Source organism: Granulibacter bethesdensis (genome assembly GCF_001889545.1).
Taxonomy (GTDB): Bacteria; Pseudomonadota; Alphaproteobacteria; order Acetobacterales; family Acetobacteraceae; genus Granulibacter; species Granulibacter bethesdensis_B.
Map to the genome: position 1 here is coordinate 1581273 of NZ_CP018194.1, position 22971 is coordinate 1604243.

The 22971-nt window shown below is 50.9% G+C and carries 14 protein-coding genes and 1 tRNA gene; 7 read left to right on the plus strand and 8 right to left on the minus strand.

What is annotated here, in order from left to right; genetic code table 11:
* The first annotated feature begins 70 nt into the window (after positions 1-70).
* The 3 genes from GbCGDNIH8_RS07315 to GbCGDNIH8_RS07325 all read left to right on the plus strand — a co-directional run bounded on the left by GbCGDNIH8_RS07315 (position 71) and on the right by GbCGDNIH8_RS07325 (position 2362).
* Positions 71-146, plus strand: a tRNA-Glu gene (locus GbCGDNIH8_RS07315).
* 381 nt (positions 147-527) lie between these two features.
* Positions 528-974, plus strand: a complete 447-nt coding sequence (locus tag GbCGDNIH8_RS07320) for a DMT family transporter (protein ID WP_072573721.1) — start codon at positions 528-530, stop codon at positions 972-974.
* 170 nt (positions 975-1144) lie between these two features.
* Complete coding sequence (locus tag GbCGDNIH8_RS07325) at positions 1145-2362, plus strand: SAM-dependent methyltransferase (protein WP_095206483.1); 1218 nt, start codon at positions 1145-1147, stop codon at positions 2360-2362.
* Positions 2363-2389: 27 nt separating this feature from the next.
* Here the strand turns inward: GbCGDNIH8_RS07325 and GbCGDNIH8_RS07330 are convergent, their stop codons facing one another.
* Positions 2390-2866: a hypothetical protein gene (locus GbCGDNIH8_RS07330; RefSeq protein ID WP_072572687.1), complete on the minus strand. Its 477-nt coding sequence runs from the start codon at positions 2864-2866 to the stop codon at positions 2390-2392.
* 267 nt (positions 2867-3133) lie between these two features.
* Between GbCGDNIH8_RS07330 and GbCGDNIH8_RS07335 the strand changes: the two genes are divergently transcribed.
* The gene (locus tag GbCGDNIH8_RS07335) at positions 3134-4126 is read left to right on the plus strand and encodes a YncE family protein (protein ID WP_081368894.1); all 993 of its coding nucleotides are present in this window, start codon (positions 3134-3136) and stop codon (positions 4124-4126) included.
* A gap of 21 nt (positions 4127-4147) precedes the next feature.
* Positions 4148-5092 carry a sterol desaturase family protein gene (locus tag GbCGDNIH8_RS07340; RefSeq protein WP_072572688.1) on the plus strand — a complete coding sequence of 315 codons (945 nt, stop codon included), beginning with the start codon at positions 4148-4150 and terminating at the stop codon, positions 5090-5092.
* A 52-nt stretch (positions 5093-5144) separates the two neighbouring features.
* Here the strand turns inward: GbCGDNIH8_RS07340 and GbCGDNIH8_RS07345 are convergent, their stop codons facing one another.
* The 3 genes from GbCGDNIH8_RS07345 to GbCGDNIH8_RS12615 all read right to left on the minus strand — a co-directional run bounded on the left by GbCGDNIH8_RS07345 (position 5145) and on the right by GbCGDNIH8_RS12615 (position 18787).
* Entirely contained in the window at positions 5145-5618 is a 474-nt protein-coding gene (locus tag GbCGDNIH8_RS07345; protein ID WP_072572689.1) for an SRPBCC family protein, read from the minus strand.
* A gap of 257 nt (positions 5619-5875) precedes the next feature.
* Positions 5876-6754, minus strand: a complete 879-nt coding sequence (locus GbCGDNIH8_RS07350) for an alpha/beta hydrolase (protein ID WP_216634431.1) — start codon at positions 6752-6754, stop codon at positions 5876-5878.
* 339 nt (positions 6755-7093) lie between these two features.
* The gene (locus tag GbCGDNIH8_RS12615) at positions 7094-18787 is read right to left on the minus strand and encodes a Hint domain-containing protein (protein WP_157692572.1); all 11694 of its coding nucleotides are present in this window, start codon (positions 18785-18787) and stop codon (positions 7094-7096) included.
* 468 nt (positions 18788-19255) lie between these two features.
* Here GbCGDNIH8_RS12615 and GbCGDNIH8_RS07360 point away from each other — a divergent pair, with 468 nt between their 5' ends.
* Positions 19256-19609 (plus strand): hypothetical protein, encoded by a 354-nt coding sequence (locus GbCGDNIH8_RS07360; protein WP_072612683.1) that lies wholly within the window; start codon positions 19256-19258, stop codon positions 19607-19609.
* A gap of 468 nt (positions 19610-20077) precedes the next feature.
* Here the strand turns inward: GbCGDNIH8_RS07360 and GbCGDNIH8_RS13060 are convergent, their stop codons facing one another.
* Positions 20078-20284, minus strand: a complete 207-nt coding sequence (locus GbCGDNIH8_RS13060) for a hypothetical protein (protein ID WP_172822918.1) — start codon at positions 20282-20284, stop codon at positions 20078-20080.
* A 65-nt stretch (positions 20285-20349) separates the two neighbouring features.
* Here GbCGDNIH8_RS13060 and GbCGDNIH8_RS12855 point away from each other — a divergent pair, with 65 nt between their 5' ends.
* Positions 20350-20589, plus strand: coding sequence for a hypothetical protein (locus GbCGDNIH8_RS12855; RefSeq protein WP_172822919.1), 240 nt, complete (start codon positions 20350-20352; stop codon positions 20587-20589).
* Here the strand turns inward: GbCGDNIH8_RS12855 and GbCGDNIH8_RS07365 are convergent.
* Genes GbCGDNIH8_RS07365 through GbCGDNIH8_RS07375 form a run of 3 tightly spaced genes read right to left on the minus strand, consistent with a single transcriptional unit; the run spans position 20579 to position 22842 of the window.
* Positions 20579-21061, minus strand: coding sequence for a GreA/GreB family elongation factor (locus GbCGDNIH8_RS07365; protein ID WP_072572692.1), 483 nt, complete (start codon positions 21059-21061; stop codon positions 20579-20581). The two genes, GbCGDNIH8_RS12855 and GbCGDNIH8_RS07365, sit on opposite strands and share 11 nt — an antisense overlap.
* A complete protein-coding gene (gene gltX, locus GbCGDNIH8_RS07370) occupies positions 21058-22401 on the minus strand; it encodes a glutamate--tRNA ligase (RefSeq protein WP_172822921.1) in 1344 nt (447 codons plus the stop codon). Before gltX ends, GbCGDNIH8_RS07365 begins: the two co-directional genes overlap by 4 nt.
* 3 nt (positions 22402-22404) lie before the next feature.
* Positions 22405-22842 carry a hypothetical protein gene (locus tag GbCGDNIH8_RS07375; protein WP_072572693.1) on the minus strand — a complete coding sequence of 146 codons (438 nt, stop codon included), beginning with the start codon at positions 22840-22842 and terminating at the stop codon, positions 22405-22407.
* Between the last annotated feature and the right edge of the window lie 129 nt (positions 22843-22971).

Below are 22971 nucleotides of genomic sequence, written 5' to 3' on the forward strand. Positions count from 1 at the left end.
CCCGCTCAGCCTCGGGTAACCACCCGCCACGCCACCGCTTCCGGCCAGACCATCGGCCAGGTGAGACAGTGTCCCGTTCGTCTAGAGGCCTAGGACACCGCCCTTTCACGGCGGTAACAGGGGTTCGAATCCCCTACGGGACGCCATTCAAATCATGAGATATTTTGAGCTATCAGCACATGGCGTAGATGGTCATCTGACCATCCAGAACGCCAAGACGCTGGCTACCTCCCGCAAATAATCTGGCTCAAACTTGCAATAACCACACCTTGCTGTTGCAGGTGTATAGCAAGCCGTACGACCGGGCAGTGATCGGCTGCCGCCCCTTGTCGGAGTAACTTCGCCAGATGCTGATGGCAATAAAGGGCCCGCTCATTAAAAGATTAAGGCAGTGGACCGCATCGTGACTGATCAGGCAGCCCACATTCCGGAAACATTATGAAAAAAACTTTGTGGTCCGTCTGACCATCCGTAGTTTGATGCGTTGGTGGAAAAATTCCGTTTTCCGCTTTCAAGGGCAACATACCATGAATTCAGCCTGGCTTTATCCTCTGATTGTTATTGCCGGCGCGTTGCAGGCCTGGGGGCCGCCGATGAATGGCGCCCTTCGGGTTTCGCTCATCAATCCATGGCTGGCGAGCATTGTCTCCTTCCTGCCGATTCTCGCAGCCCTTCTGGTACTTTGGCTGTGTATACCGAGGCCCATGCCAACCGTGGAAGGCGTCGCCGCCATGCCATGGTGGGCACCTTTGGGCGGCCTGATCGGTGCCTTTGCCGTCGTGGCCGGGCTGATGTTCGTGGACAAGGTGGGGGCAGGCACTTTTGCAGGCCTGACCATCACTGCCAATATCCTGATGTCGCTTGCCATTGACCATTTTGGTCTGCTGCATGTGACTCCGCATACAATGTCACCGCTGCGGATGCTGGGAGCAGTCCTGATGGTCTCCGGAATTGCCCTGATCGCCAAATTTTAAAGAAAAATTCTCTCTGATTACAAATTCAGCTCAGACAAAATACTTTGATGTCGGATGTTTGATCACAAAAACGCTTGAAATATTTCTCTATCGAAAAATGATATCCCTGCTGAAGCATACCAAAGCTGATGAGCCTGAGGAGGGAGTATCCATTGATGCATGTGCCACGTATTCACTGGCTGCTGGATCGTATCCTGACCCGGATCGTCCGGACCGGACATCTGGAAGTCCGCTTTTCTGACGGAGAAATCCGTCAATACGGGGCTGGTTCTTCTCCCTCGGCCTCTATGGTGCTCCGTTCTCCCCAGGCGGAAAGGCGTCTGACCCTTAATCCCATGCTGGCTATGGGCGAGCTTTACATGGAAGGTGAATTGGAGACACAGGGATGCACGATCTATGATCTGCTGAATGTGCTGACGCGTGACTGTCTGGATATCGGACAGCCTTTGATCATACGGCAGCTTAACATGCTGCGCCAGGCACGAAAGCGGTTGGATCAGTTCAACCCCGCTGGCCGTTCGCGACGCAATGTCGCCCATCATTACGATCTGGACGGGCGGCTGTACGCGCAGTTTCTGGATCAGGACAGGCAATATTCCTGCGCCTATTTCCCGACCGGGCAGGAAACGCTGGAAGAGGCGCAGTCCCTCAAGAAACGGCACATTGCTGCCAAGCTGAAGCTGGATCGCCCTGATCTGGATGTTCTGGAAATCGGGTCTGGCTGGGGCGGTATGGCACTGTATCTGGCCCGTCACCATGGTGCGCGCGTGACCGGACTGACCCTTTCTACCGAACAGTTGGACGTTTCGCGTCAGCGCGCGGCAGAAGCCGGGTTGAGTGATCGTGTCCGCTTCGAACTCATGGATTACCGTGCATGGCGACAGCCGGCCGACCGCATCGTTTCAGTCGGTATGTTCGAGCATGTCGGCATTGGCCACTACCAGACATTTTTTGAGACCGTACGTGACAGGCTCAGACCGGATGGTATCGCTCTGATTCACGCAATCGGTCGCGCCGATGGGCCGGGCGCCACCAATCCATGGATCGCGAAATACATTTTTCCCGGCGGATATTCTCCGGCCCTGTCGGAAGTGCTGCCTGCGGTAGAAAAATCCGGACTATGGACGACCGATATTGAGATCCTGAGACTTCATTATGCGCTGACCCTCTCGCACTGGCGCCAGCGTTTTCAGGAGGCTCGGCCGACCATTACCTCGCTGTATGACGAGCGTTTCTCACGGATGTTCGAGTTTTATCTGGCCGGATGCGAACTCGCTTTCAGGAATATGGGGCATATCGTCTGGCAATTGCAGGTCTCGAAATCCCTGACCGCCCTTCCTCTGACACGCGATTATATGTTCGAGGCAGAAAGGCAGGCAGAAGGGTGAAGACCGCACTTGCAGGCAACAGGAACCTTACCAGCCAAAACTACGATAATACGGGCCACCCCACCCCCATTGCTGCCAGCCAAAGCCGGGATAGCCCCACCTCCATGGCGCCCCGCCCCAACCCCAGCCGCCATAATAAGGATATGCCCCCCTCCAACCCCCACCAAAGGTGGCTCCGAATACGGTGGCTGCGGCAATGGTCGATGCCAGATAAGGAGCCGCATATCCACCATAGGCCGGAGGATAGGCTGGCGGGTAAGCCGTGCCATATACAGGGACAGAGGCCGGTTGAAGCTGAGGAGCAGAGGGACGCCCCCCCGCCCCAGTCACAACGCCTTTGCCTGCCTCCAGGCCCGTGGTTTGCACCACACCCGGCATAGGCACATAGACACCACTATATCCGAATGGATCATAGGTGCAGCCCACCAGCAACCCTGGCAATATCATAGCCAATACCGGCGTGACAGGAACCGCCCTTCTGCGCCACTGCTGCAAGACCGGCATGACAGCGTCTTTCCTCTTTGCCTGCATGAAGACATGCTACGCTCTCAGCCCATCAAAAGCGACTTACTGATCGGACATACATTTCCTGTTGCGTGTATCGATTGTCCTGCATCAATGCTCACAAGGCCATAAAACCATATAGGCCGCGGGCGCTTGCGGGTATGGCGGGCATGCGGGGCAGAACTTCAAAAACCTGATACACTTTCTTCTGCAAGCCGTTGTATCTACTGGCGCTTGTCAGTGACTTAAGCACTTCTGGACGGGTTTATGATCTCACGGTTGGCTCGCTTCTTTCTTCTCATCGGGCTGACCCTGCCGGGTGCGGTCAGTCATACCTCAACCGCACAGGCCGAAGGACTGGCTTTTGTCATCAACAGCAATGACGCAACCATCAGCCTGATCGACATCACCAGCCGTCAGGAAGTGAAGCGCATCCCCGTGCTGCGGGAGCCGCATCATATGGCGCTCACACCGGATGAAAAATCGCTGCTGGTCGGGGATACGGCCGGTAATACGATGTTCTTCCTCGATCCCCTGACAGGGGCAGAGCAGAAGCGTATCGTCTTCAGCGATCCATACCAGATCCAGTTCAGCCCGGATGGGCGTTGGCTGGTGTCTGCGGCGCTCGCCCGTGACCAGATCGACATCTATGACGGGCACAGCTTCAAGCTGCTGCACCGTATTCAGGCGCCCTCCATGCCAAGCCACATCAATTTCACGCCGGACAGCAAGGTCGCCTTCGTCTCCCTCCAGAAAACCAGCAAGGTCGTGGCTTTCAACCCTGAGACGGGTAAAATCCTGTGGGAGCAGAAATCAGGACGCACCCCCGCCGGTGTGCTATATCTGAACGGCAAGCTGCTGGTCGGTGATATGGGCGAGGACACTATTGCCGTCATGGACCCGGTCACCGGAAAGCTGGAGCGCAAGATCCGCACAGGCAAGGGCGCTCATAACCTGTTCCTCTCCCCTGATGGCAAAGTTCTGTATGTCTGCAACCGCGTGGGCGGCACCATCAGCCTGCTCGACCCCACGACCCTGACAGTGAAAAAGGAATTCTCCATCCCCGGGGGGCCGGATGATCTGGATTTCGCACCCGATGGATCCATCTGGGCAACACGGCGCTGGGCACATACGGTGGCAATCATCAACCCGAAAGACGGCAGCTTCACCACGATCCCGACCGGTCGCTCTCCGCACGGGATATGGCTCAACACACATCTGGCCGCTCCCGTTCGAGCCGCCTCCACCCGCGCACCATAAAAGGCGATCACAGGTTTACCGATGTTCGACCCCTTTGACAGCGCTGCAGGCTGGCTGCAGGAACATCTGCTGATCCCCCTGCTCTGGCAGCTCGATCTGATCGAGTGGGAGGATGTCTCCTATGGATGGGCGCTGATCGCCATGTATGGGGTGGCACAGGTCATCCTGATGTATGCTATCTGCGTCCCGCTGGAGAAATGGCGGCCGGTCGAACGGTGGGAAAATAATCGCGCCGTCCTGACCGATGTGCTCTACACTGTCATCTCGCGCGTCGGTGTGCTGCCACTGGTCAGCTTTGTCGGGTTTTATCAGGTGCAGGTGCTGCTCAATGGCTGGCTGACCGATCATGGTTACGTGCCACCTACGCTGGAGCGGTTCATCCCATCCCTGACCGGCCACCCCTATGTGACCTTTGCGATCTATGCGCTGATTCTGGATTGCGCAGATTACTGGCGTCATCGGCTCAGCCATCAGTTCCGCTGGTGGTGGGCGCTTCATTCTTTGCATCACGCCCAGCGACAGATGACCTTCTGGTCCGATGACCGTAATCACCTGCTGGATGATTTCATTTCCGCACTCTGGTTCGGAGCCATCGCACTGATGATCGGCGTGCCACCACTTCAGTTTCCGCTGCTGGTGCTGCTGCTTCGCCTGATCGAGAGTCTGGCGCATGCCAATGCACGGGTCAGCTTTGGTCGCATCGGGGACAGGCTGCTGATCTCACCACGCTTTCATCGTGCTCATCACGGGATTCTCGCCGCAGGGCAAAGAAGCTGCAATTACGGCGCGGTTTTTCCCTACTGGGACATGCTGTTCGGCACAGCGGATTTCAGCCGGGTCTATGTGCGCACTGGTGATCCATCAGGCGAAGAAGCACTGCATACAGGCACCTATGTCCAGCAGCAGATGGCCGGATTCCGCCGCTTCATCCGCTCCCTGCGAAAGAAAAAGCCCCAACCTTCCTGAGCATTTTCCATCCAAGAAAGCGGGCGGCCCTGACAGGACCGCCCTGCCTGCGTTATTTCGCCTTTTTGGCGATACCGGCCAGACCACCTTCATAAATACCGGCAATCACCTTGGCTGCTTCCGCATCCGATGCACCCTTGGCATCAAAATGCCCGACCCATGTCACTTCCGAGCCACCCCTGGCAGGTGTCACGCTGATGGTGGATTTGTAATTGGCCACCGGCAAAGGGCTTTCCTGGATCGTGTAAGTGTAGGATTTTTTCGCATCATTGCGATCAACCTGCTGCTCCACGATGGTTCCACCACCTTTCAGCGACAAGGTGCGCTGCTCAGCACCAGCCACATCGACCAGTTCGCATTTGGTCACGGCCGGATGCCATGTGGCGATGCCACAGAATTTGCCAATCGTGCTCCATACTTTTGCGGGCGAAGCAGCAATATGGATCGACTTGGTAACATCCACGGCCAAAGCCGGGGTTGCAATCAGGGAGGCGATAGCGGCCGGCAGAATAATACGCTTTAACATTCAACGTCCTCCAGATATTTTTTGACCATAGACTCCAAGGTCATGGCTCAACCCGTTCGGGCTGACTTCGTAACAGAATGGGCCGTATTATTCAGGTTTTAAAGCGTGAAAGCCCCATAAAATTAATAAAATCTACCAACCGGCTTATCTTGGCTATTCTACTGTGATGGCACAAAGCAAAAGATTAAAAATAGAAAATATTTTCAGATTATTCATTTATATTAAATATTAATATAAATTAAAGAAATTAAAAAGGCTCAAATATTCTTCAACATCCAGTTTTTATACCAGCCAGGCCATTTTGCAGTCTGTGATCCTGCTTTTCCTATACCAAACCCATGCCCCCCTTCTGACAGAACATGACGCTCAACTGGAACATCGCCATGCAAACAAGCCTGTTCCAGAATCGTAGTATTGTCAGGATCTGAAATGGCATCATCCTGCGCCTGGACCAAAAAAAACGGTGGACAGCGCGCCCGAATATAAGTCTCTATTGACCACATCTTCCTTTGAGCCATTGAAGGATGGTCACCCACAAGAGCAATGCGCGTAGAAGTATGATCATAAGGCGGCATAAGCGTGACAATCGGATAAACCAATGCCGCCCCCATAGGGCGAGCAGAAAGCGCATCCCAATCATCAACAGGTTGATAAGATAGAAAAGCCGAGCGGCATGCTGTTAGCCCCATTAAATGGCCGCCCGCCGAAAAGCCCAGCACGCTAACCCGCCGCTGATCAATCATATATTGCGCAGCATGGGCACGGATTACCCGCAAAGCCCGCTGTGCATCCTGAAACGGAGCCAATGGCCCCTGATCCCACCCTTCATCAGGAAGCCGATAATACAATACAAATGCCGTCATACCCTGCGCTACTAACCAGCGTGCGGCTGGGCGTGCTTCTTTTTGTATCATGATACGTCTGTAACCGCCGCCTGCAGCAATCAGCACAGCACGCCCATCGGGATTGATTGGCCTATAAACTTCAACATATGGAACGGCAATGTGACTGACCGCCCCTGCATCATCAATCCTAATCGGACCAGCAGGGCCGCGCCCCCCCGGCGGCTGATCAGGCCATAGCGACAACCGTTCAAAATTTTCGCTGCTCTTCCAACCAGAAACAGCCCACGTCATATGAGATCGATACCGAAAAGTAGTCAGCCCAACAATGAGGCGCCGACGGCTCATCTCCGCTGCAGAGTTTGGCAGGGGCATACAGGTTTTCATCAATCAACAAACCATCGAGTGAAAGACGGAAACAAAATTTATTCAACTAGACTTTCCAGCAATCTGACAACGCATAAACACTCCGGCCGCACTTACTGAAAACACAAAATTATTAAATTAAGCTTAACGAAAATAATAAAACACTGATTCAAAAAGAAAACCCGCCGAAAAATCGGCGGGTTTACCAAAAATGATGGACAGATTATCAAACTAGTCCTTTTGTGTAGCCTTATATCAGAGGAAGCATCAAGCACTCAAAATAATTGGCTGCATGTCCTGATATGCCTCATTTTCCATCAGCCACATGCGGATAGTTTCCAACGCCATACCATCAACCACACGCGGTGCGCAGTACAGGGCACCCTCAACACCATCCCGCTTGCGACTACGTGCTTTTACCTTCGCTGCTGGCTTAGCAACATAAGTATGAGCATTGTGGAACATGTTCCGATTGTTGTCCTCTACATAGGTTTCGGATGCAGCACCCTCGGCAATCACAATATCATGCGTATCAAGCTCGATATGCACATAATTCAACGTATCGACGTTTTGTTCCTGAATAATGGAAACGCCGTTTACCAAACGACCGGCCGGAACCAGAAGGCCGTAGATGAACATCGCATGCAGCGGGGACACCAGCAGGTCACGCTTCGGCAGAACCCCGTCCAAAGCCCCCTGCCGGATACGAACCGGCAGCACATCCTTACGGCCTTGGATGAACCGACCATTATAGCTGCGACGGCCCAGCCAACGGATTGGACGTGCCTCACCACTGGCAGTGATCACATGATCACCGATCTCCAGATCCTCAACAGGAACTTCACCACGATCCGTCAGGATCAGCGTGCCATGCACATAGCAGGGTGTGCCGTCATCATAGACCGTCACACCGTTCCCGCCTGAAGCCTGACGCATCTTGTAGTTCTGATCATGCGCGTTGGGGTCAAGCTTGATCGAGTAATACTGGGTCTTCGTCCCGTCACTGGCTACATGAGAGAGTATCAGGGAGGCATTCCCGCCACTGCTCACCACATCCACCACATCGGAGGCCTGATAGGCCAAGCCAGTCAGAGTAATGGATTCGCCATTGCCGAAGTCGGAGACAGCAGCAGCCAGCGCAGTACCCGGATTGCTGATAATAATATTACCAGACCCAACACCCGCAGAACTCGTGCCGCCCAACGTAATCGTGTTGGATGCATCCAGCGTCTGCGAAACCGTCAACGTGCCGGTCGTCTGCATCAGGATATTGGTGTTGGTCAGCGTATCACTTAGAACCCAGCCATTACCCTTCACGTTAATCGTCTGGAACCCGGTATATTGCGTCCCAAACCCACTCAATGTGGTACCGGCACCATCAAGCTCAAGGACGTTTCCTGAACCATTGGCGACAACATTTCCAGTAATGGAACTCCCACTCGTGATCCCCAACCGGCTGTTACCAGCACCAAAGTTAATCGCCGTACGGGTCACCCCTGCTACAACCTGAGCAGCAATCGAACCCGAATTCATAACCGTTCCGCCGGCGGCAAGGACAATAGCCTGACCGAACGCGCCTGCAGCGCTGATGGTTCCAGTATTCAGAACAGTGGCAACACCACTTGCTGAAATACCATTTGAAAAAGCAAAGTCAGACCTTACCAATCCAGTATTATTTAATGTGCCAGAGGCAATCTGAATTGCTGTATTACTTGTTTGAGTTTCTATAATTGATCCATTATTTGTTATAGAAGCATTTAATCCTGCATTAATAACATTAGCACTTACCCCACTACCCTGAATCAGACCATTATTGGTGAGGGCAGAAGAAGCACCCAATGCTATCAGCGCATTCTGCGACTGACCGCCCGATATTGTTCCATTATTGACAATATTTACAGAAGTCCCCGCAGAAACAATAGCAGGCGATAACGTTCCATTACCAATATTAGCGCCAGCAGCATTTGTCAGAGCAGCGCCGGAAGTCATCGTAATAATACCGGCCAATGTTCCTTTGTTATTAATAGTACCACTGTTAGTAAGCACAGCAGATGAGGCAATCGAATTGCTGCCTGTAAACGCCCACGTAGCTCCGCTATCGACAATAGCGGTCTGGAAACCGACATATTGCGTGCTTATACCACTGATCGTGCCGGTAGAAGCGCCGGACAGCAATTCGAGTGTGTTGGTCCCCGCACTATTGGCAGTAACACTGCCGGTAATCTGGGAGCTGACCCCGAGCTTCAGCAGGTTGGCACCACTACCCTGCAGAGCAATAGCGGTGCCAGCAACAGTACCGGCAGCACCAATGATAGTACCATTATTAGAAACAGTACCAGCCAAAGCAGAGACGATACCGATGCTGCCACCAGAGATATAGCCACCCGCCAGATTGGTAACATTAGCGTTTCCGGCCGCAGTGATACCGAAAACTCCACCCTGGATGGTGCCGCCGCTGTTCAGAACGCTCTGCACAAGGGTTGTGCCAGTGAACTGAATACCAAATGTACTACCGATAATGTTCGCAGAAGCCCCGTTATTCTGGATAGACCCTGCCCCCATCACAACGCCGGTGCTGGCACTACTAATCCGCCCGGAGTTAGTCAACAGATTGGAAGCATTAACATCCTGGAAGGTTGCGCCTTTACCATCAGAACCATTAGTGGCGATAAGTGTGCCGACATTGATGATAGTGCCTGTATTCATACCAAGGCCAGCCCAGCCACCCTGGATCAGACCACCTGCACTGTTCGAGACATAGTTGGCAGCCCCTGAAGTATCAAGGAAGGCACCAGCATTTGAAGTACTTGTCGAAATAATATTACCAGAATTGTATATGGTTCCAAGATTATACGTATGAAGGGCATCGCTATAACCACTCAATTTTCCGGCATTAGTTACAACGTTTGTAGTACCTTTAAGTATAATAGCCCAATTTGTTCCACCAGCCTGAATTATCCCCCCTGAATTATTGACAATGTTAACACCACCATTATCAATAAAGACGCCCAAACCATCAATAAGGCCACTATTATTAATATTGGCGCCAGCCGCGGCGGTAATAGCCTGAATAGAACCAGAGATTGTTGCACTGGCCAAGTTCGTAACAATGAGACTGCCGGCCGCGCTGATACCTATATTACCACCCTGAATGGTACCGCTGTTGCTAACCGCACCCGTTCCAGTTGCGGAAACAAACGCAATACCAACGTTGGAACCACTGATAACAGCACCACTGGTGTTATTCGTAACGTTGCCACCGCCCATCCAAACGGCACTATTACCACTAGTAATACGGCCAGTATTGATAAGAAGATTAGAATTATCGGTAGAAGCAATGTTTACGCCCATACCAGATACAGTGCTAATGGCGTTAATCGAACCAGCATTCACGACGGTACCGGAATACATTCCAATACCGAAATTGCCGGCCTGAATAAAGCCTCCGGCGTTATTAGTAGCCTGATTACCGGTCCCATTAAGGTAAACACCACTAAAAGTACTACCAGTAGAAGTGATGCTACCAGAGTTTTGCAGTGTATTGCCGCCAGTAGAGTCGCCTAGATTAGCACCGTCAGTGACAGCTATGATATTGCCGGAATTAACGAGAACATTCCCGCCTCCAGCAGCAGTAATACCAAAAGTGCCACCAGCGCTAACACTGGATTGGATTACACCACCCGCATTGTTGGTGATGCGGGCATTGCCAGAAAGAGAGATAGCTTTATATGCATTAATATTTCCACTGTTAATAACAGTAGCGCCTGTTCCAGTTGATTGGATGGCAGCATATTGAGAGCCAGTATTAGTAATAACCGAGCTTATGGCATTTTGAATAACGCCTGTGCCTGCGATAATAATTCCATTTGCAGCTGCAAGCGTTCCCTTATTATTCAGGTTGCCATTATTAGTGAATGAAGTGAAGGTGCTATTATTGCCCGACATTGTCCATGTTGCATTAGCATCCACAAGACCTGTCTGAAAACCTGCAATTTGAGAGCCGCTGATTGTACCCGCCGAGGATCCCGACAGCAATTCAAGAGTATTGCTTCCTGCTGTATTAGCTGTCGCAACACCAGATATCTGAGCAGCAACCCCCAACTGCAACAGATTGGCACCATTGCCGTTCATGGCAATGGCTGTGCCAGACGAACCTATAATAGTCCCGTTACTGTTAATAGTTGCCGCCTGCTGGGCAAGGATACCAATGCTACCAGAGATATACGCGCTCAGTTGGTTTGTAACGCTAAGGGAACCAGCCGCGCTAATACCATATGTCCCACCTAAAATAGTCCCAGTGTTTAGAACACTGCCTGCAGCAGCAGATGAGGTAAATAGGATACCATAGGCTGCACCGCTGATAAGTGCTGAAACAACTGTATTCTGAACAGTTCCTGCACCCATTAGAACAGCCGTGCTATTGCTGCTGATAGCACCTGTATTGATCAGGAGATTACCTGCACTGGCAAAAGAGAAGACTGCTCCCCTACCAACGCTTGAATTGCCTGCACTAATTGTTCCGGCATTATTGATGGTGCCGGCATCCATGCCCAGGCCAAATCCTCCACCTAAAACAAGCCCAGTATTCGAAATACTATTTCCGTTACCATGCAGATAAGCACCACTGGTAAAACTTCCAGTCGTCTGCAATGTACCTGTATTGATTAGCGTACTGTTGGCACCAAGATTGACCGCATCAGATCCACCCTTGATCAAGCCCGCATTCTGCACATAGTTATTTGTGCCATTAATAAAAACAGTATAAGCACTACCACTTGAAACTATCTGAGCACTAGCATTATTGGTAATAGTCCCATAGGAAAGCAGGGTAATAGCACCTACAGTCCCTCCACTCCCTGTGGCCGAAATGGTGCCACTATTATTAATAATACCTCCGCTATTACTAGCACTAATAACATATTGCGCAGTCCCAATATTACTTATTGTAGCACTATTAGCATTTGTTAGAGACGCCGTGCTGACATTTAAAATAATGCCCTGCGCTGCAGACAGGGTGCCTTGGTTGATAAGCGTACCATTGTTCACAAGTGAAGTGAAATTGCCATTGCCGGAAATCGTCCAGACTGCACCCGCATCAACAGAACCCGTCTGGAATCCAATAAAGTTAGATCCATTAATGGTTCCTGCAGATGCTCCTGAAAACAGTTCAAGAGTATTGGTTCCAGCATTGTTAGCGGTAGCTATGCCATTAATCTGGGAGCTGACTCCCAACTGCAGGAGATTGATGCCTGTTCCACCCATCGCAATAGCAGTAGAACCAGCAGGAGTAATATTCCCATAATTAGTAATTGTATTATTGCTGCCAGCCCCAACAACAGTACCACTTACCAAACCAGAATTAATCAAAAGACCATTATTGGAAAGTGTAACCCCACCTGACAAAGTACCGATAGCAGTATTACTAATGGTTCCACTGTTATTAAATGTACCTGCGTTTATGAGCAGACCACTGTTTATAAGATTATAGCTTGCAGCTATGCTATTGCTACCTGACAGGGACCAGCTTGCCCCCGATGCAACAGTAATATTCTGGAAGTTGATAAAGCTTGTTCCAATACCGCTGATCACACCGCTGGTAGAAGAGGACAGAAGGGACAAGGTATTAGTCGCTGTAGCACCACCTATCACCAATCCTGTGAACTGAGCACCTGCATACAATTGGAGTAAATTCTGCCCACTTCCACCCCAAATAGCAGCTGTGCCCCCTGCTCCCCCTATGCTGCCTGCATTGGTAATAGTGCCACCAGACTGCAAATTGACGGCGACCCCAGATGTAGAATTACCCAAAATAGAGGCAGCACCATCATTAACAATGGTTGCAGCAGCCCCAGTTGCATAAATGCCAATCTGACCACCGGAAAGGACCGCACCGCTGACGTTAGAGATATAGCCGCCATTCAGCAGCGCGATACCATAGCTAGATACGCCGTTAATAGCACCAACATTTGTGACTGTACCAGCAGCACCACCGATAATGATGCCGGCATCATCACCAGTGACACCGCCAGTATTGATAATCGTTCCGCCAGCCTGGAATGAGATACCATATCCAGCAGTGGTTCCAGAACGATGACCAATCAAAGTACCTGCATTGGAAACAGAACTTGCCTGACCACTAATTGCAGCACCGTTCGAATTAATAATAGCACTGGATATAGCATTGGTAATAGCGCCATTACCAACAAAGGAAATGCCCCCATAAATAGCGGCAGAATTTATTATCAGACCGCTGTCAATAATGGTACCTAGGCTTTGGAGAGTACTGCGGTTAATAAGTGTTCCCATAACATTCAGGGTCAACCCTGAAGCAAAAGTATTAGAACCACTCATTACCCAGTTAGCGTTCTGGTTAATTTGAGCGTTAAGCCCAACGTATTGGGTACCTATGCTACTGATCGTGCCAGTTGTAGATCCAGAAGCAAGTTCCAGATAATTGAGAATACCTTGAGCAGTCACAGTCCCATTCAAGACAGCGGTTGGGACTAAAATCAGGCGATTATTGCTGGCATCCATTGATATGACATTGCCAGCACCATCAGGATTTAAAATCCCAGTATTAGTCAACGTGCTTGCAAATCCCAAATTAACTTTACCAGCCAATGTACCAGTGTTAGTCAATGTCGCCGAATTTGCAGTAAATGTTGCGTTACTGCTGATTGAATTAGATCCTGTCAGATTCCAGTTTGCCCCAGTTGCGACATTAATCTGGTTAAATCCAACAATTGTTGTTCCAAGTCCAGACAGGGTAGACAGAGTACCACCCTGACCACCGCTTATATTCAGGCTATTGATATTGCCTGTAGCAATAATGGAACCAACAATCCCCAGGCTGTTATTAACATTCAATATATTGGTACCAGTCCCGCCTAAATAGACGGCTGTCCCACCAGCATTGGAAATTAAACCGCTATTTGTAACAGTACCTCCTGAACCAAGATTGACCGCAATTGCACCAGTCTGGAGCACGGATCCAGTATTGAGCAGAACGGCACTTGTTCCACCCCCGTTGATCTGCCCATTAATGGTGCCAGCATTTGTGATGGTGCCATTTGAAACCAACGAAACATTACCAGCCAACTGGGCCGTGGATGTGTTTCTCATAGTTCCAGCAATTGTCAAATTACTTGCAATGCTGATAGTGCCACTGTTTATCAGAGAAGTAGACTGGGCAATCGAATTACTCCCATTAATTGCCCAACTTGCACCGCTATCAATAGTAACAGTCTGGAAGCCAATATATTGGCTTCCAATACCACTGACTACTCCGGTAGAAGCCCCAGAAAGCAGTTCAAGTATGTTAACGCCAGCACTGTTGGCAGTGACACTGCCGGTAATCTGGGAGCTGACACCCAACTGAACGAGGTTAGCACCAGAACCTTGCAATGCAATAGCCGTTCCAGAAGAACCAATAATAGTACCATTATTTACAATTGTCCCGGGCAGCGAGGAGACGATGCCTGTGCTACCACCCGAAATATATCCCCCTGCCTGGTTTGTAATGATAGCGTTTCCGGCCACACTGATGCCGAAAACTCCACCCTGAATATTGCCTCTGTTAAGAACAACACCTGATGCAGAGGAGGAAATAAATTGAATACCGTAGGAATTACCACTGATAACCGCTGTAGCCGCTGTATTGTTTAAAGTACCACCACCCATCACAACAGCTGTGCTGTTACTGCTGACAGTCCCTGTATTATTTATCACTCCCGCTGTACCAAAAACAGCAAGACCTTTACCTGTAGAGGAAAGGCTTACAGAAATTTGGCCCGCATTATCGATCGTGCCAGAGTCCATACCCAGACCCCAGCCACCCCCGATCACAATACCACCTGCTGCATTCGAAATGTAATTACCAGTGCCGTGCAGGAAGGCACCGCTAGTATAAGTTCCCGTAGTTTTCAGCAAGCCTGTGTTAATAAGTGTATTATTGCCAATAGCAGAAGCACCGAGGGTAGAAGCCAAATTCACGGCATCACTAATGCCCACGATAGTGCCATCGTTCCTGACAGTGTTACCAGCACCATCAAATTTCACAGCATGATCAGAACCGGCAATGGTTGCCTGTACAGTAGCACTGGCAGCGTTAGTAAAAGTACCATTCCCACTGGTGAGACTGATGCCGCCACCATCAATAAGGCCCGCATTATAAATACTAGCCCCTGCACTTCCGAAAATAGCGCGTGAAGAGCCAGATATGGTGCCGCCAGACTGATTAGTAACAATCAGGCTACCTACAGCGCTGATACCATAATTATTAGCTTGAATTGTGCCGCTGTTCACAACAGTCGCGGAAAGCGCAGACTGGATGCCATAACTTCCAGCAGACGAGATAAGACCAGTGCTGAGGTTGGTAACAAGCACAGCTCCAGCTGCACTGATACCGTAGTTACCACTGAGAATGCTACCACTATTAGTGACGGTGCCAGTTACAATATTCGTAACACCACTTGTTACTATCGATGAGCCAGTGAAGAGAATCCCGTAAGCTGCACCGCTGATCGTTGCTGCTGTACCATTGTTCTGAACACTGCCTGCGCCTAACTGAGCACCTGTCCCAACACTTAAAATCGTTCCCGTGTTAACCAGGCTGTTGGTTGCAGTCACGCTTCGAATTAATACGCCCAAACCATTACTCACAGTAATGGTACCAGCATTATTAATCCCACCGCCATCCATACCAATGCCGTAAGCGCCACCTTGGATGTAACCGCTGTTCGAAGCAGTGTTTCCAGAACCCTCAAGATAAGCAGCGGCATTTGCCACGCCAGTGCTTATAATAGATCCTGTATTGATAAGTGTATTATTAGCAGCTGCTGTAGCGTTGTTCGCACCCAGATGCACACCATCATTAGCACCTGTTATTTTGCCCGCATTATTAACCGTGTTGCTGCCGTAGTCTATTTGCACAGCCCAACCATTATTAGACTCAATCAAAGCACCGGAGCTGTTGGTAACAAAGCCAGCGCCACCACTAAACAGAGTGACACCATTACCTTGAATAGTACCAAAATTAGAAATTGTACCCGTAGAACCACGGATGGCATTATTATTACTTACAATACTTGCGCCAGCTTGGTTTGTAACAAAAATTGCTCCAGCGGCCATAATGCCCTGACTGGCACCAGAAATCTTACCACTATTAGTAACGGAAATACTACCAACAGAAGTGATACCTATATTACCGCCGAAAATTGTACCGGTATTATTTACACTACCATTGCCAACAAGAGTAACCTGACCAGTGGTGCTATTAGTGTTTCCACCAAATATGATACCAGCATAAGATCCACCAATATAAGCAGTTGCAGCAGTATTGTTAACAATACCGCCGCCCATGTTAACACCGGTAGAACCGCTTGTGATACGACCGGTATTATTTAGTGCATTAAAATTATCTACCGTATAAATACCGATACCCATGCCAAATTGGGTATTCGTAGCATTAATTGATCCGGAATTATTAATGGTACCCGAAAACGCACCAAAACCAAAAACACCACCCTGAATAAAACCAGCAGCACTATTAGTTGCATATGCTTGAGTGCCATTCAGGTAAACACCGCTGTTGGTAGACTGAGACGATACAATACTACCACTGTTGTACAGGAAGTTATTACTCCCACCCAGATTGACTGCATCATTTATAGCTCTAATATTGCCACTATTTGAAACAATGTTTCCAGAACCATTAGAAGTGATACCGAAATTAGTACCAGTTGCCTGGATCAGACCACCTGCATTATTGGTAATAACAGCATTACCGGACAAAGAAACAGCGTTAGTCGCACTAACAGTTCCGACATTAATAAAGGTAGCACCGGTCCCAGTTGACCAGACCACGTATTGGGTGCCTGTGCTGGCGATAGAAGCTCCGGTAGAGTTAGTAAGAACACCGGCTCCTGCAATGACAACACCATTCGTAACAGATAATGTGCCTGTGTTTGTTAGATTGCCGCTATTAGTAAATGAAGTAAAGCTACCACCGCCATTGATTGTCCATGTGGCTCCGCTATCGACAGTAGCGGTCTGGAAGCCAACATATTGCGTGCCGATACCACTAATGGTGCCGGCAGAGGCTCCAGAAAGCAATTCGAGTGTGTTAGTCCCGGCGCTATTGGCAGTGACGCTTCCTGTGATCTGGGAGCTGACACCCAACTGCAGCAGGTTGGAACCGGTACCCTGCAGGGCAATGGCAGGGCCAGAAGAACCTATGATAGTGCCATAATTGGCAACTGTGCCGGCCAAAACGGAGACGATACCGGTGCTGCCACCAGAGATATATCCACCCACCTGGTTGCTAACATTAGCATTTCCGGCCGCGCTGATACCGAAAACGCCGCCTTGGATTTTACTACTGTTAACGATACTCTGCGCTAGTGAACCGCTGCTGAATACAACACCAAATGTATTACCGACAATGGTCGCAGCAGTCCCGGTATTATTGATAGTCCCCGCCGCCATCAAAACGCCAGTGGCGGTGCTGGTAATCTGCCCGGTGTTGGTCAGTACATTGCCAGAACTGGCGCTCTGGAAAATAACGCCTCTACCATCGGCAGCAGTAGAGTTCCCGATAATCGTTCCATCGTTGACGACTGTGCCAGTATCGATGCCAAGGCCAGCCCAAGCACCTGTGATCCGACCTGTAGAGCTATTGGAGGCATAATTGGCAGTATTCCCACTCAGATAGACACCAGCAAAATTACTGCCTGTCGAAATAATTATACCAGTATTAGTTACACTACCAATACCATTAGTATGAAGACCATCATAAATCGCGGTTATATTGCCATCATTACTAATGATATTACTTACGGTACCAAAAACATTAATACCATAACGGGTGCCTGTTGCCTGGATCGTTCCCCCTGCCCGATTTGTAATATTAACAGAAGCACCACTAATACTGATCCCATTAGCGCCTACTATAGTGCCACTGTTATCGATGCTAGCACCACCAGATCCACCAATAGCACGAAGAGAACCAGATATATATCCACCGGCCAGATTCGTAACAATCAGACTCCCGGCCGAGCTGATACCAACACTGCCCCCCACCACAGTCCCACTATTAGTAATGGTGCCGTTACCAAAAACAGCCCCGGTATCACTAACAGTAAAAAGAACACCAATTGAGGCGCCACTAATATGAGCATCGGTGCCAGAGTTAGTAATAGTGCCACCACCCATATAAACAGCGGTATCAGCGCTAGTAATATTTCCAGTGTTGTTCAGAGAATTTCTGCTATCGGTGCTAAAAATAGTTGCGCCACGAGCGCCGGATGAATTAGTAGCATTAATCGAACCAGCATTGACAATTGTACCTGAGTACATGCCAAGACCAAAATTACCGCCCTTAATAAAGCCAGTGTTGGTTGCATAGTTTCCAACACCATTCAGATAGGCGCCACTGTTTCCAGTATTATTTGAAACTAATGAGCCAGAATTATTGAGGAAATTATTGTCCCCACCAAAATTAACAGCGTCTGTTGCTGCGGTAATACCACCAGCATTAACAACATTACCATTGCCGTTTACGGTGATGCCAAAATTAACGTCTAAACCACGAATAACACCACCAGCATTGTTGGTAATGCTGGAGCTATTGCCAGCATATATACCACCTGCCCCCGAAATGGAGCCACTATTATTGACGGTTCCCTGACTCCCTATCTGGATACCCCAATAAAGAGTGCTACCGTTACCACCAGCAATGGATGCCCCACTCAGATTGGTAATGGTTCCACCAGATGCCAGGCTAATGCCTGTCGTGGTGCCTGAGACAGCACCGCTGTTATTAATGGTCCAGGGCGTTGTTAGAGAACTTCCTATCCCCACACCGCTGGTATTGGAGACGGTAACACCCGGATTGATATCAATAGGGTTCGCATAAGCGTTAGTAAGAATAACACCTGAAGTGGTTGAACTGAGAGTGCTCATTATAAATCCGCCTAAACTGAACCCAAAAATCTTCTTTTTTTACATATCGAATATCAACTTTGCGAAACAGTAGCTCAAAAGTGAATCACATAAAAGAGAATAATATCATTACCAATTTTTTTTCTGAAAATTAATACAGTCTTATAGAATTTAATTTAATTTTTTAATTAATTTAAAATAAATTTGCTACAAACAAAATTAATCAAGATTAAATATTGATTTTTAGTGATATTTTTAGAAATTGCAGATATTTTACTTTTAAAATTAATAAAATATGATCTGTTTTGAAATTTTTACAAAATATTATGGTATTTCTAAATAATTTTTACCTGATTACAAATATTATATATTTATATAAAATATACACGTGGATAATAATGTTTAAACTTCAGGCCTTACTTAGACTAGACTTGTTCTCTATAAGCCTCCAGCGCCACAACAGTTGTTTCATTGAATGACACCGGGATCGTGGTAGATAGCACCACCAACATTGACAATAATCAGGCGGCCGTAATTCAGGGTATGGATTATGGGCCGGATATTGAAGCAGCATCTTTATCCCTGCCCCCCAGTATTACCAACCAGGGAACCATTCTCGGCGGTGCCGGAGATGGCATTACAAATGGCGTTGCCATTTATGGTATTGCGAACACCGCCCTTATGAACAAAACAGAAGGTGTGATTTCAGGCGATGATACTGGCATCAAGCTTGTTGTGCCGGCCGCCAACACCTATCCCGTTTCTTACGGTATCACCACTTTTATAAAACCATCACCGGTATCAATAATATCGGAGTCGATGTGGCATCCGGTGACACGGTGACCAATAATCATGGTGCAGTCATCACCGGTTACTAAGCCGAAGTAGCCATGGTGGTAAACAGTTCCATCACCTTGGTAACAACGGGTGGCACCATCATTACGGATGGTACAATCATCGGCCAGAATGGCATCTCCATTCAGTTGGCCGCATCAGTTTCCATGGATCCTTTAAAAATCAGGTACAGATCGGTACCGATGCCGTGTTTGAGGGAATCGTTGATAGCGGCGTCCCCACCAGCAGCATAGTGGCATCCAGCGCTCTGATATTGATGGCAGCGACATCTGCCGCCCCCCAACGGAAAACTTATCGGCATCAGCACAGAGTTCGTAAATTTCAGTGCTCTTTCACCCGCCGATGGAGCAGGCTGGGTTATCGACGGGAGGCTGGACAGTATCACCGTCTCACTTGGTGCTGCCTCGGTACTGACGCTGTCCGGCACAGGCACTTCCAGCTAGACGATTGCGGCGTTCAATAATGGCGATTCCAGACTGAGACTGGGGGAGCGGATACGCCCTGAATGCCGGAAAGCTGCAACTTGGTCAGGGTGCGGATACCATTCAGGTGGTGGATCAGTCTCGCAACCTTTCCGCCGGCAGAGGTGCCCTGACCTTTATCGCAGGCTCGGGAAAAAGCACCTTTACAGGTGGAGCTGGGGAGTGCCACCGCCACGGTCATCGCAGGCTCAGGCAGCGATGTTTTCGCCGTTACCGCCGGTGCGGGTGGCGGTACGACAACGATTTATGATTTCGACACCAGCAAGAATAAAAATTGAACTGTTTGACTACCAACCCTTCGAGATCAGCCAGAACGTCACCAATGGCTCGTTACAGATTTCGCTTTCTGATCACACCGTCATCACGCTATCCGGCGTGACCAACGCACAAAGAAGCACCCTGACTGCGCGAGTGATTTCCCTGCCCGCGACTTGGCAGATTTTCTCCACCGATCCATCCGCTGACAGAAGCCCTGTCAGCGGATGATTTTCAGAACCGTTGCTGGCGGGCGGCCTGCGCCGAATGTGACCTCCTCCTCCAGCCCTGCCCCAAGCAGGGCCTCTGCGAGGGGAGAAGCATAGCTGATCAGGCCCTGTTTCGGATCGGCCTCATCTTCCCCGACGATGCGGTAGATCACGGTGCGATTACCCAGACTGAGCTGGACGGTATCCCCGAACGCGACCTCCTCCAGATCATCCGGTGCAGGTGGCACCAGTTGGGCCGAGGCCCGGCGCGCCAGCCAGTACCGCAGATCACGGGCCAGCACCGCGCGACGTTCGCTCTCCTCGGGATTGGACTGTTTTTCTTCCGCCAGAGCCGTCTGCAGCCGGGCAATCTCCGCCTCAATCGCTGACAGGCCGCTGGCAGTCACGAGATTGGGGCGACCACTGATCGGGCGTTCCGGCACTTCGGCAGCCTGAGCCGCCATCGCATCCTCGGAGACAAAAGCACGACTCATTCCGCCATGGCTCCCGATGCCAGAATGAGGCGGGTCCGCACACGTTCAGCCCCCATCAGGGGCAACAGCGCAGCCAGTTCCGGCCCATGCTCCTCCCCGGTCAGCGCCAGACGGAGCGGGCGGAACAAGGCGCGGCCCGAGCGACCCGATGCCTCCTTCACCGCGCGCGTCCAGACGGACCATGTGGTGGTATCCCACGGCTCCTGCGGCAGCAAAGGCAGAGCCTGCTTCAGCAGAGCAGTATCCTCATCCGTCAGAACCGGCGGCACAATGCTGCCTGCAACGACATCCCACCACAGACGAGCTTCCGCCAGCATATCCAGATTGCCGCGCACCGCCTCCCAGAACGCTTCGGTGGCCCCTTGCGGCAGACGGTCCTGCACCGCGCTGAACGGCATGCTCTGCAAGGTGCGACGGTTCAACGCAGCAAGCTGACTGCCATCGAACCGGGCCGAGGAAGCAGAAAATGCATCAAGATCAAACCCCTGTGCCAGCTCCGCCAGCGTCAATGGCTGCGGATCGCGGGAGGAGCCGAGCCGAGCCAGATAGGAGACCAGCGCCACCGGTTCGATCCCATCCCGTGCCAGACTGCGCAGGGTCAGGCTGTCGATCCGCTTGGAGAGCTTGCCGCCATCCGCATCCGTCAGCAGCGGCAGATGCGCAAGCGCGGGAGCCGCCTTGCCGAGTGCCTCGAACAGATCGGTCTGCACACCGCTATTGCTGATATGATCCTCACCACGGATGATGTGGGTGACACCGGTTGCAATATCATCCACCACCGAAGTGAACGTATAAAGCGGTGTGCCATCGGCGCGGATCACCACCGGATCGGAGATCGCCTGCAACTTCACCTGGCGCGGCCCCAGCACGCCATCGCGCCAGCCAACGGTGCGGTCAGACAGAAGAAAGCGCCAGTAGGGCCGCTTGCCATTGGCTTCGGCCTGCGCACGCTGCTCCGGTGTCATTTTCAGCATGGCACGGTCATAAACCGGGGCACGTCCCTGCTTCAGACGCAATTCCCGTTTGTAGCGGAGTTCCTCCTCGCTCTCGAAGCATGGGTACAGACGGCCCGATGCCTTCAAAGCGTCCGCAGCCGCTGTGTAGCGATCCATGTTGTCGCGCTGGCGGAATGTATCGGCCCATTCAATCCCCATCCAGCGGAGATCCTGCGCAATGGCCTCCGCATATTCATCGCGGGAGCGTTCCAGATCGGTATCGTCCAGACGCAGGGTGAACTTGCCGGAATAGCGCAGGGCAAACAGCGCATTGGCCACCGCAATCCGGGCATTACCGACATGCAGATAACCCGTCGGGCTGGGCGCGAAGCGAACATGCACCATGGATCAATCCTCCCGCCCGTCATCATCATCAGCCGCCCCCGCCGATGCAGTCCCGGAGGGCGCGTCCTCCTCCGCATCATCATCCGTATCCCGGCGTGGATCGATCAGGCGCCAGTCCCGGTCTTCTCCCCTGGCAGGTTCACGGGCGAAGACGCCGACTTCCGCGGCGCTGGACCAGCCATGCTCGCCACCATCCACCACTTCAGCATCCTCCCCGAAAGCAGACCATGCGGCCAGCACGTCAGCCGGAGCCATACCGGTCTCGCGGCACCGTTCGAGGCTGTCGCGCACATAGCGGCGGGCAAAGGCATTGGCGTGCATCAGCGTCAGAAAACCTGACACTTCCTCCACCACGCGATCTTCCAGCGCCGCATCCTCGGGGGCCGACAGATCGAGGATGCGCACGCGCCATCCACCATCGGGAGAAAACAGATCACTCAAACCAGTCTGCCTTTCATCTGGGCGTTCTGACCGCCCGGCGCACCAAAACAGGAAACCCGCCCGGCTCGGTGGCGGGCGGGTTGAAAGCCTATCATATAGTGCAGTTGCTCCGCCGATAGAAGCAAGGCG